Origin of the sequence: Streptomyces sp. NPDC048636, from assembly GCF_040650655.1 — a bacterium.
Taxonomy (GTDB): Bacteria; Actinomycetota; Actinomycetes; order Streptomycetales; family Streptomycetaceae; genus Streptomyces.
The window spans coordinates 321,418-332,292 of the sequence record NZ_JBEZHR010000004.1; the positions used below are offsets into that span (position 1 = coordinate 321,418).

Sequence of the window (10,875 nt, forward strand, 5' to 3'; positions counted from 1 at the left end):
CCGGTGGTCGTCCGAGTGCGCCGTGATCCGGTGGACGGGCGGGAGGATGAGTCGGGCGCGGCCGACGTACTGCCAGCCGACGCACTGCCAGCGGCCGACGTACTGCCGACGGCCGACGTTTCGCCGACGGCGGGCGGGTCACCGCGCACCGAGGTCGAGTCCGGCTCATCCGACCCCGACCCCGCGGCCGACAGACCGCTCGACGTCGTGGAACCACCGGCCTGGTGCTGATCGGACATGCACTTCTCCTCCCGGCCAGGGATACGAGATCCATGGCGCTGGGGTGGTGTTGACAGGGATCGGGACGACGATGCGGCCGTGGTGCCCTGGGGACCATGGGCCCGCCGTGTGCCGAGTGTCCACACGACCGCTCAGCGGTGGCCGGGCTCGAAGGAGTGGCCGCCACCTGGCCGCCACCTCGCCGGTACAACGGCTCTCCCCGGCCGACGCCTGACCCGACATCATCGACAGCGGACGCCTCATCAAATGTGCGCGTGACACCGCGGTGCGTACAAGACATATGAGTCCGGAAAAAATAACTCTGGTCCCGGATGAATATGTCCCGGGACATAACGCGGGCTGTCAAGAGGCTACAGTGAGCGCGATCGGCTGCATATCCTGCGCATATCCGGCTGGAAGAAAGACCGCGATACGCCCTCCTGAGATATGTGCCGACGAAGCACTATCGAGAGGCATGAGCGTCATGAGAATCGGAAACCCGAAGTGGACCGCCGTCCACTGGATCGTCGGCATATGTTTGGTGGCGACGGCTCCGGCGGTCACGGCGTGTTCGGGCAGCTCCACGAAGGCGAGCGGCTCCACAAAGGCGAAGGGCACAGGCGGCTCCTCCTCCGCGCAGCAGTCGGCTCCCGAGAGCACACCGCCCTCGAAGGGCGCTCCGCCCCCGAAGGGGGGTTCCGGCGATCAGTCCACAGCGCAGGGAGCGGTGGCCAAATGGGTCACCGCGATCGTCCAGGACCGCTCCAAGAAGGCGTGCTCGGTCATGGCGTCACCGGGCACCGACTCCGCGCCCGCGAAGCCCAACTCCGCGGCGCTGTGCGGAGATAGATCGCGGCAGGGGCAGGAGGCGAAGAAGCAGATCCACTCCCTCCACACCTCGTTCACCCCCGCCCGGCCGAAGAACCCCCCGGTGGTGGAGGTCGCCAAGGCCCCGGTGTCGGGCGGGGTGGCGACGGTCGACGGGGAGCAGGTGACCGTTGACGGTCAGACGCTGAAGGCCATCACGCTGTCGCACTCCACCGGAGTGACGGAGGACAAGTTCAGCCTCAAGATCGTGGCCACCGAGATAGACGGTCGCTGGTATGTGACCGATCTGCGTATCTCCAGCGGCTGACAGCGTCGGGGATCCGGTGCGCGGTGTGGTCCGGTGGTCCGGATGAGCGAAACGTCACGGAAGCACCGGATCAACCTGGCGCAATGTATTCCGGCGCCGTGCAACAACCGCGGTTTCTCACGGGGAAGAACTCCATGTATCACATGACGGCCGTCATCCATTATCCGCTGGACCTGGCCGGTATTTTCGCCTTCGCTCTGTGCGGGGGACTTCTCGCCGTCCGCAAGGACTTCGGCATCTTCGGGACAGTGGTCCTGGCCGAGGTCACGGGGGTGGGCGGCGGACTCTTCCGCGACATCGTGCTCGGTGTCACTCCCATCGCGTTCACCGACCTCGGCTACGCACTCGCTCCTGTCGGTGCGGCAGCCATCGTCTTCTTCAGTCTCACCGCCCAACGCCATCCGATGGTGTGTGAGGTCCTCGACGCGGCGGCGCTCGGTCTGTTCAGCGTCACCGGAACGATAAAGGGGCTGGCTCATGGGTTCGGACTGCTCCCGTCCATGGCGCTGGGTATCGCCACCGCCATCGGCGGGGGCACCTTCAGCAGTGTCCTCGCCCGTGAGATTCCCCCGGTTCTGCGCTGGGACCAGGACCTGTACGCACTGCCCGCGGTGGCGGGGGCCGGTGGGGTGGCGGCTCTGTACGGGGTGCGGATGCTGACGGTTTCCACGGCGGTGTGGGTGGGCATCGCCGCGTTTGTCATCCGGCTGCTCGCACTGCACTTCCACTGGCGGGCTCCGCGGTCGCTCGTGTGGCGTTCACAGCGGGCGGCGGGATTTCCGCCACCCCCGGCCGCGGTACCGGCGTTCGAACCCGCGCTGACATCGAGTCAGAACCGTGAGCACACCCTGCGGATGCGGTTTCCCGACACCTTGGCGCGGGGTCAGGGACGCGAACATACGCAGCGGCTGCGTATGCCCCCTTCCGAGCACACCCTGCAACTGCGGCTCCCCATGGTCAGGGGCTCCGCACCCCGCCGTACACCGACGCACCGCACACCTGCCGCCCACGACCCGGCACCTCTCCACGGCAGGGACAACTTCCCCACCTGACGGTGACGGTGACACCCGTACGGGCGCAGAGCGCCGTCGCCCCCTCCACTTCGATCACCTCAACCAAGCGCTGGTCAACGCATGTCCCTCTCCCCCGGACTACTCGACATGGCACACTCCGTCGCACACTCCCCGGTCGGGGTGCCGACGGTCCTCTCCCTGAACCACACCGCCACCGCGCCCTTGCTGGGCGAGCTGCGGAGCGCACGCCCCTTCCCGGCACAGCTGCACCGCTGGGGTTCGGTCCAAGCCTATGAACGCCTTCTGGGCAGCAGATATCCCATGGCGGTCCTGGACGTCCCCAGCGCACGGTGGACCGGGGACCTGGAACACCGTGTGCGCGCGCTGAGCCGAATCGCAGCGGTCAGCGTCCTGGTGCCCACGGGCACCGACACCCTGCCCCTCTTCGGTGCCCACGCTCGTAATGTCCTCGACCGCGGCCTCCCGGCCAGGGAGTTGGCTGCCCGACTGGCCGCCGACCGGCGCCGGCTGAGGACGGCCGTGGCCACGGCAGCACGAGACGGTGTTTCCCTGTCTCCCCTCTCCCCGCCATATCGCGACTCACAGAGACTGCTCCTCAAGCTGCTGTTGAGCGGGTCCGGCCCCTGGTGCTGCCACGAGCTGCGGGTGCTGCTGGGATCCGCCCAACGTCCCCTCAGCAGACCCACTCTGCACGCCCGGGTGTTGCGTCTGATGTCCTATGCCACCGCCTTCCGCACGGCCGTGCACATCGAGGTCCACTACGGACGGACCATCTACTCCACTCGTCCATGAGTCACCCGCGCCCACCAGCTGGCCCGGCCTGATCAGCCCGGCCTGATCAGCCCGGCCGCATTCATTTTTTCCGGCGCCGAACGAATTCTTCCCACCCGGTTTGTCTTGCGAGCACTCTCTTTTGCGTGCTTGGTTAAAAATTCCGTGCCGGTCAGCGTCCCCCGGCACGGTCGCTCGCACGCTCGGCTCGTACTGACGCCGCCCCGTCAACCGTGGTCGGCAGAACGGAATCTGAGCGTCCGGGGATGGGCCACAAGAATCCCACAAAGTCCGGTCCTACCGTTCCCGGCGACACCCGATTCCGTGGAGGAATACTCATGCTCGGTATCCGACCCCGCCGTACGGCCACGGCCGGATTGTGTATGGCAGTGATCGCCACATTGCTGACCTCGTGTCTGGGGAAGACGGACACCGCTCAGACCGGCGGAAGCGATGCGTCGGCCGGCGGAACCGCGCCGGATGGGGACAAGCCCAACATCGTCTATGTGCTCACCGACGATCTCTCGTCGAACCTTATGCAGTACATGCCGCAGGTGAAGGAGATGGAGAAGAGCGGCACCTCGTTCCCCCATCTCTTCACCACCGACTCACTGTGCTGCCCGTCACGCTCGTCCATCTTCACCGGCCAGCACCCGCACAACACCGGGGTCTTCACCAACAATGGCGTTGACGGCGGCTACGGCGCCTTTATGAAGAACGACAACGAGGGCAAGGCCTTCGCACCGGCCCTGCGACACGCAGGCTACCGGACCGGTTTCATGGGGAAGTATCTGAACGGCTACCGGCCGAAGGACGAACACGTCCCGCCCGGCTGGGACGAGTGGGACGTCGCCGGTGACGGCTATCGCAACTTCGACTACGAACTGAATGAGAACGGCGAGGTCAAGCCCTACGGGGACGACCCGCAGGACTATCTGACGGATGTGCTCTCGAAGAAGGCGACCTCCTTCATCGACTCCTCCGTGAAAGCGGACAAGCCGTTCATGCTGACGGTGGCCACCTTCGCTCCGCATGCCCCCGCCACCCCGGCACCGCGCCACGCCGACGAGTTCCCCACCCTCAAGGCTCCCCGCACACCCGCCTACGGCAGGACCTCCGAGTCGCCGCCGAGGTGGCAGCGGATCCTGACGCCCCTGACGGCCAAGGACGAGAAGCAGATCGACCGGAAGTTCCGTCAGCGGGTGCGCTCCGTGCAGGCGGTGGACGAGATGATCGGCCGTCTGAAGAGCCGGCTCAAGGAGAAGGGCCTGGCGGACAACACCTATCTGGTGTTCGGTTCGGACAACGGTTTCCACATGGGTGAGCACCGGCTCCGCCCGGGCAAGCAGACCCCCTACGACACCGACATCAGGGTGCCGATGGTGGTCACGGGTCCCGATGTACCGGCCGGGGAGACCGTCTCCCAACTGGCCGAGAACATCGACCTCAACCCCACCTTCCTGGAACTCGCCGGAGTGAAGCCGTCGTCGACCGCCGACGGACGGAGCCTCAGCGGGTTGCTGCACGGTCGGCGGGTGGATGACTGGCGCGATGCGGTGCTCATCGAACATCACCACGCGAGGTCCAAGAAGAACGACCCGGACGCGGCTCCGGACGACGCCGGCAACCCGCCCAGCTACGAGGCCATCAGGACCGCGGACGCCCTCTACGTCGAATACGACAACGGGGAGCGGGAGTACTACGACACCCAGGCCGACCCGTACCAGCTGAAGAACCTGGACCCGTCCCTTCCGGCCGACCAGCGCGCTTCCCTGCACAAGACCCTCAGCGCGCTCAAGAACTGCAAGGGCGCGGAGAGCTGCCAGGCCGCGGCCCGCGTCCAGAAGTGATGGCGTGCGGCCCTACCGACTCCTCAGGAGGCAAACATGAGTGGATTCAATCGGCGTGACTTTCTGCACGGTGCGGCGGCCCTCTCGGTCGGCGTCACCCTCGCGGGATGCGACCCCGACGACTCCCCGGATGAGGGCAACGGGCCGGACGGTACCGGCCCTGTCGTCGCCGTCAACACACAGCATGCCCTCTGCGAGGTGAGCCGGCTGATGACCGGGGTCAACGGCGCCAAGTGGTACAACAACGCCTACGGACTGTGGGATCCAGAGGCCAACGCCCCCGTACCGGATGCCGTCAAGAAGATGAAGCAGAGCGGAATCACCCTCGTACGGTATCCGGGCGGAACCTCGTCCAACTTGTTCAACTGGAAGGGGGCCGTGGGGCCCCAATCGGGCCGCACCCACCAGGTCGAGGCGCAGCACGGGGACCAGGTGGACAGCAGGTACGGCCCGGACGAGTACATGTCCGTCATCAAGGAGATCGACGGTACGCCGCAGATCATGGCGCCGTTCGCGAATTCGACCCCGCAGGAAATCGCGGACTGGGTGGCGTATATGAACGCCCCGCAAGGAACCAAGTGGGGGAAGGTGCGGGCGGAGAACGGTCATCCCGAGCCTTACGGTGTGCGTTGCTGGGAGATCGGTAACGAACTGTTCGGGAAGCACCAGCGTTACTGGATGAGCGCCAATGACGAGAAGGCGATCAAGCAGTACGCGTTCGGTGGCAAGCAGCGGCAGCGAGGTCAACGCGTCGGACAACCGACTGATCACAGTCCCGCGGCGTCGGTCAGCAATGGCCGGCCGAGCCAGTCCTTCACCGTGTGGTACCCGCCCGTGGTGCCCAGGAGCCAGGCAATCCATGTCGCCGGCGCCACATGGCGTGAGGTCGGCGATCTGTCCTCAGCGAAGGCGGACGCCAAGGTCTACACCTTCGACCCGAAGAGCGGCACGATTCGGTTCGGTGACGGCCGGCACGGCGAAGTCCCCCCGAAGGGGGCGAAGATCACCGCCGACTATATCTCCGGGCCGCATGCCGGTTTCGTCGACTACTACAGGGCGATGAAGGCCGTCGACCCCACGATCGACGTACTGGCCGTCTGGGCACCCATCGATGACGGAAAGCTCGTGACCGGCAAAATGAGCTTCCCCCGGCTCATGGCGGAGCACGGCCATGCCGATGACTACGACGGCATGGCCATCCACCCCTACACCAACTTCTCGCGGGACCTCCATGTCACCAGCTTCCCCGACAAGCGGGCGGGCCACGACTACCAGATGCTGGGAGAGGCGGCCGCCGGAAAGATGGTCACCGACCTCATCGATGAGGTGCGCAAGTTCGGCAAGAAGAGCGCGTATGTGGCGGTCTCCGAATGCGGTGCGCTCTTCTTCGGCGAGGAACGCAGCGCGGACGGCTATCCCGAGTACCCCTACGCGATGTCGCATGTCCTCTACATCGCGTCGCAGTGGGCGCGATTCAGCAATGCCGGTGTGCCATGGACGGCGAGCAATGACCTGATCAGCCATAAGCCCGGGCCCTCGCGCACCATTTTCGGAGGTGCTCCGGAATTCGCGCGTATGCCGGAAGCCGTGCTGCGCGAGCAGCTCAAGGACGTCTTCCAGCGGGGTGGCAAGGTCGTCGACAGCAAGGTGAACGACAACGTCGGCGTGGCAACGCGGAAGACCCCGCTGGGTGCCGCCTACGAGGCACTGGTGACGACGGCGACCATCGACCGGGACGGGGCCCTCAACGTCCTCGTGGTGAATCGCTCACCGGACAAGGACATCACGGCGCACGTCGCCGCGGATGACTTCACACCTGCCGAAACCGTCGAGGTGACCGTGGTCGCCGGAAGGACGTACCACGACTTCAACAGCGAGGAGCGGCCGGACGCCATCAAGATCGAGAAATCCCGGGCCAAGGTGAAGGACAAGACGTTGGACTGGGCCTTCAAGGCGCATGCGGTGACCCTGTTGCGCTTCGCGGCTGGCGGCTGATCCCCCGTTCTCAGCGGGTACCGGCGCATTGCATGGCCTGCCACCCGAGCTGGGGGGTGGGCAGCGGCGCCGGTCCGCTGTGCAGACGGAGCGGCCGGGGCCGGGGCAGATGGCGGGGCTGGGGCGGGGTGTGCGGAAGGAGCTGGGCGACGGCGCCAAGTGCCGCGGCCGATTCGCCCAGCCCCGCCGTCCGCAGGCTGATCTTGTTCCGGGGACAGGGCATGGTGTGAGAGTCGAACGCCCGCCGGATGGCGTCCATGAGGGTGGGTCCGGTGCGGATGAGTTCGCCTCCGATGACGATGGCCCGGGGGCCGACGACATGGGAGGTCGCGGCCAGGACCCGGCCGATCCGGGTTCCGGCCGTGTCGAGCACGGCCTTGGCGGTCCGGTCGCCCGTGTTGAGCGCGGAGATGAGTCCGGCCAGGTCACGTGCCGTGCCACCGGCGCTTCGATAGGCGTCGAGGATTCCTTCGATACCGGCGACCGTCTCCAGGCATCCCGTACCGCCGCAGCGGCAGGGCGCGCCCTCGGGTGCGACCGCGATATGGCCCAGTTCGCCTGACAGGCCGTGGGCGCCGCGGTGCAGGGCGCCGTTGACGATGAGCCCGCCGCCCACGCCGTGTGACAGGTGGAGGTAGAGCACATTCTGCTCGCCGGTGGCCGCGCCCCAGACGGACTCGGCGAGTGCGGCGAGCCGGGCGTTGTTGTCCATGAACGCCGGTGTCCCGAACCGCTCGCGCACCAGAGTGGAGAGCACCCTCCGGAGGTTGTCGGCCGCCCCACCCATCGGCCCGGCCAGCCCCACTCCGACCGCGCTGAACGCCCCCGGCCGCGGGGTTCCCCCGGTGAGGCCGGTGACCAGCCGCCATGCGATATCGACGCGGTGTTCCCAGGGTGTGTCCGGGCCGTGCGGTTCACCTGCGGTTCCGGCGACCCCGAGTGCGACGTCGTAGGCGGCCACCCGGACCGCCTGCCGGGCGAAGTCGATGCCGATCATCCGGTCGGCCGCGGGATTGAGGTTCAGCTTCTCCGCCGGGCGGCCCCGCTTGCGGCGGGCGGCCGGTGGTACGGAAACGGTCAGGGCGCCGCTGGTCACCAGGGACGCCACGGCGTCGTAGAGCGTGGTGCGGGACAGACCGCTGATGGCCCCCAGCTCACCACGGGTGAGCGGGCCGCGTCGGCGCAACAGCTCCAACACCGTTTCCTCGTGGTCCGCGCGTGTGTTGCGCGCACCACCGTCCCTGCTTTCCCCATGGGTTGACCGCCCCTGCCCCATGATGTGTTTCCTCTGCGCTCTCGTATCGTCCGCTTGCGCACGGCTGTGCACGGCTTGGAAGCGAACGTACGAGACGGCGGCGGACAGAAGACCGTCAAAAACTGCTGTGTGAGGGGCAGTTCTTGCTCACTCGGGTCTTCGACGCGGCCCGAGCGCCATTAACGCTCCAGATCGGCCATGGCCGACCGCAGCTCGCTGACCGTGATGAGCTGCCCCACCGGAGCGGAGGAGCTGAGGAACAGCACCTCCTTCCCCTCAGGCAACCGGTCCAGGAGGTCGGGCACGACCATCACCTCGTGCGGAGGCAGCTTCTTCTGCTCCAGATCGGGTGCCGGGGAGAAGACGGGTACGGCGGAGGTGCCATCGGGTGCCTCGGTGACTGTCGGCTCTCCGCTCTCATCGACGCACACGGCCACCTCGGCGTCCGCGAGGACCAGGGCGAACAGCTCCTGTGAGCCGTAGCCGGTGGCGACGAGGCGTACGGCGGCGTCGGCGGGGCTGACCGGCCCGGCCCAGCCGTACGCGTCCGGTGAGGGCCGGTACTCGGTGTTCTCCTCCCATTCGACGATCTCCCCGTGCTCGTCGCTGCGCCAGCGCCCGAGAATCGCCCACGACGGCGGGGGTTCGCCCGCTTCCCCCTCCCAGTGCCGGTCGATCACCGACAGCCAGTGGCGGGGCGCCACTTGGGCTGCCGCGACGAAGTCCTCGGGCGGCTCGCGGAAACCGGGCTCACCCTTCAGTACGGCGGACGGGCCGCCCTGGGTCCTTGAGGTGTCCGCGACCTCACCGGCGGGCCGGTCGATGGCTTCCGCCCCGGCGGTGTTCCCGGGGCCGTCGTCCGGGGTTCCGGATGAACGCGTCATAGGAGGCAACTCCATTGGTGTGCGGGTGGCGGGGGCGGGTGCGGGGGCGGGTGCGCTGTGCGGCTGTGGGAGTCTCCGGCCCCTCACAGGAGACTCTGCGGCCCCTGGACGGCCTCCTCGACCGTCCTGTCGCTCCGCCCGTCGGGGCCATGCGCTTCGGACCCTTCGGCGACTGCGGGGTCCCCCTCGACGGGCCCCTCGCCACTCGTGGTGACGGGGCGGCGTACGGCGCGGTCGGCCCCGGGCCCCTGGTCCTCCTCGGCCTCGCCTTCCCCGGCCGCTTCAGCGGGCCGCGCGGCGGTCCTGTCCTCGAGTGCCGCACGCAGTCGGCCGGTCTCCACGGTCATGCTCACCGGGCCCGACGGGTTGAGGAAGAGCACATGCCCCTCGGGAAGCCGGTCGACCACCTCCGCGACCGACATCAGCTCGAACGCCAGGCGGCCCGCGGTGTGCAGATGGACCGGCGAGGTGAACAGCGGGACGACGGGGGTCTCGCCGTCCGGCGCGGTGGCGGCCAGCGGAGCGCCGTCGGGGGTGACGAACACCGCCGCCTCCGGCAGTTCGGCCAGCGCCTCGGTCACGGCCTCGCCGGGACCATAGCCGGTCGCGGCCAGTTGCACGGCCGCGTCGACGTCATCGGTGGGCTCCGGCCAGCCGAGCGCCGTGGGCGACGGACGGTACTCCTCGTTGTCCTGCCACTCGACGATCTCCCCGTCCGGGCCGGACCGCCACTGGCCGACGACGGCCCACCCGGGGGGCGGATCCTCGCCGCGCCACGTGGGGTCGACCATGCCGAACCAGTGGTCGGGCGCGCTTCGGGCGGCTTCGCGGATCTCGTCCGGGAGGGGCGGCATGTTCTCGGTGGCGCCCGCGATGTCCTCCGCGGCGGCCTCGCCGCCGACGGCGGTCGTCCGGTCGCTCTGTGCCGACGTGCTCACTGTGGTTCCTCAATCGCTCGAATGATGAAGGTGGTACGTGGTCATGGCTGCCCGTCACGCCATCGGTGCGGCGGCCCCTGCTGCTGTCTCCCGGACCGAACGCAGCGTTCTCACGTGGCCGGTGCGGAGGGCGCTTCCTCGGCCCCGTACGCGCGCAGCTCGTCCGGGTCGATGACCAGCGCCACGGGTGCCGAGGAGCTGAGGAACAACACATCGCGCTCGGCGGGCAACCGGTCCAGGAAGGTGGCGACCGGCATGACCTCATGGGCGGGCAGCTTCTCCGCGTCCAGCTCCGGTGACGTGGAGAAGACCGGCACCGCCAACTCGCCCTCGTCCGTTTCCCTCTCCGACAGCTCCCCGTTCTCGTCGACGCACACCGCCACATCGGTGCCGAGGAGGGCGAGTGCCACCGTCTCCCGTGGCCCGTACCCGGTGGCCGCCAGCTGCGCGGCGGCATCGGCGTCACTGACCGGTGGAGCCCAGCCGAGCGTCAGCGGTGAGGGCCGGTAGTCGGGGTGGGCCTCCCATTCGACGATCTCGCCGTCCCCATCCGTGCGCCAGCGGCCGACCGTGGCGCAGTCGGGCTGCGGACCGTCGCCGATCGAATCCACCATGGCGACCCAGTGGTGGGGAACGACCTTGGCGGCCTCGACGATTTCCGGTGGCGGTGTCCGGAAGCCCGGCTCACCCCTTCGCGTCGTCCCATCTCCCCCGAAGGTCTCACCGGTGTGGGCATCCGGCGCCGTGGCCGCGTCGTGTTCCGTCGGCATGAGGGGTCACTCTCCAGATTCTCA

At 68.1% G+C, this 10,875-nt stretch carries 10 protein-coding genes; 5 read left to right on the forward strand and 5 right to left on the reverse strand.

The features are described from left to right. Positions 1-582: 582 nt before the first annotated feature. Positions 583-837: a hypothetical protein gene (locus AB0C66_RS14335; RefSeq protein ID WP_362437072.1), complete on the reverse strand. Its 255-nt coding sequence runs from the start codon at positions 835-837 to the stop codon at positions 583-585. Between the two features lie 109 nt (positions 838-946). Between AB0C66_RS14335 and AB0C66_RS14340 the strand changes: the two genes are divergently transcribed. From AB0C66_RS14340 to AB0C66_RS14360, 5 genes are all read left to right on the forward strand, one after another. After that, on the forward strand, positions 947-1,354 hold the full coding sequence (locus AB0C66_RS14340; protein WP_362437074.1) for a hypothetical protein: 408 nt from the start codon (positions 947-949) through the stop codon (positions 1,352-1,354). A 134-nt stretch (positions 1,355-1,488) separates the two neighbouring features. After that, positions 1,489-2,406 (forward strand): TRIC cation channel family protein, encoded by a 918-nt coding sequence (locus tag AB0C66_RS14345; protein ID WP_362437076.1) that lies wholly within the window; start codon positions 1,489-1,491, stop codon positions 2,404-2,406. A gap of 108 nt (positions 2,407-2,514) precedes the next feature. Further along, entirely contained in the window at positions 2,515-3,180 is a 666-nt protein-coding gene (locus AB0C66_RS14350) for a hypothetical protein (RefSeq protein ID WP_362437078.1), read from the forward strand. A gap of 362 nt (positions 3,181-3,542) precedes the next feature. Next, positions 3,543-5,009, forward strand: a complete 1,467-nt coding sequence (locus AB0C66_RS14355; protein WP_362437080.1) for a sulfatase — start codon at positions 3,543-3,545, stop codon at positions 5,007-5,009. A 36-nt stretch (positions 5,010-5,045) separates the two neighbouring features. After that, on the forward strand, positions 5,046-7,004 hold the full coding sequence (locus tag AB0C66_RS14360) for a hypothetical protein (RefSeq protein WP_362437082.1): 1,959 nt from the start codon (positions 5,046-5,048) through the stop codon (positions 7,002-7,004). Positions 7,005-7,014: 10 nt separating this feature from the next. Here the strand turns inward: AB0C66_RS14360 and AB0C66_RS14365 are convergent, their stop codons facing one another. The 4 genes from AB0C66_RS14365 to AB0C66_RS14380 all read right to left on the reverse strand — a co-directional run bounded on the left by AB0C66_RS14365 (position 7,015) and on the right by AB0C66_RS14380 (position 10,851). Beyond that, complete coding sequence (locus AB0C66_RS14365; RefSeq protein WP_362437084.1) at positions 7,015-8,202, reverse strand: ROK family protein; 1,188 nt, start codon at positions 8,200-8,202, stop codon at positions 7,015-7,017. Between the two features lie 236 nt (positions 8,203-8,438). Next, the gene (locus AB0C66_RS14370) at positions 8,439-9,143 is read right to left on the reverse strand and encodes a type VII secretion system-associated protein (protein WP_362437086.1); all 705 of its coding nucleotides are present in this window, start codon (positions 9,141-9,143) and stop codon (positions 8,439-8,441) included. A gap of 83 nt (positions 9,144-9,226) precedes the next feature. Continuing rightward, positions 9,227-9,997: a type VII secretion system-associated protein gene (locus AB0C66_RS14375; RefSeq protein ID WP_362437387.1), complete on the reverse strand. Its 771-nt coding sequence runs from the start codon at positions 9,995-9,997 to the stop codon at positions 9,227-9,229. A 194-nt stretch (positions 9,998-10,191) separates the two neighbouring features. Next, positions 10,192-10,851 carry a type VII secretion system-associated protein gene (locus AB0C66_RS14380; protein ID WP_362437088.1) on the reverse strand — a complete coding sequence of 220 codons (660 nt, stop codon included), beginning with the start codon at positions 10,849-10,851 and terminating at the stop codon, positions 10,192-10,194. Between the last annotated feature and the right edge of the window lie 24 nt (positions 10,852-10,875).

Excerpts from the sequence above, each read along its gene's own strand:
- AB0C66_RS14345 (WP_362437076.1), top strand. The coding sequence starts at position 1,489 with ATGTATCACATGACGGCCGTCATCCATTATCCGCTGGACCTGGCCGGT.
- AB0C66_RS14350 (WP_362437078.1), top strand. The coding sequence starts at position 2,515 with ATGGCACACTCCGTCGCACACTCCCCGGTCGGGGTGCCGACGGTCCTC.
- AB0C66_RS14355 (WP_362437080.1), top strand. The coding sequence starts at position 3,543 with ATGGCAGTGATCGCCACATTGCTGACCTCGTGTCTGGGGAAGACGGAC.
- AB0C66_RS14360 (WP_362437082.1), top strand. The coding sequence starts at position 5,046 with ATGAGTGGATTCAATCGGCGTGACTTTCTGCACGGTGCGGCGGCCCTC.
- AB0C66_RS14370 (WP_362437086.1), bottom strand. The coding sequence starts at position 9,143 with ATGACGCGTTCATCCGGAACCCCGGACGACGGCCCCGGGAACACCGCC.
- AB0C66_RS14375 (WP_362437387.1), bottom strand. The coding sequence starts at position 9,997 with ATGCCGCCCCTCCCGGACGAGATCCGCGAAGCCGCCCGAAGCGCGCCC.
- AB0C66_RS14380 (WP_362437088.1), bottom strand. The coding sequence starts at position 10,851 with ATGCCGACGGAACACGACGCGGCCACGGCGCCGGATGCCCACACCGGT.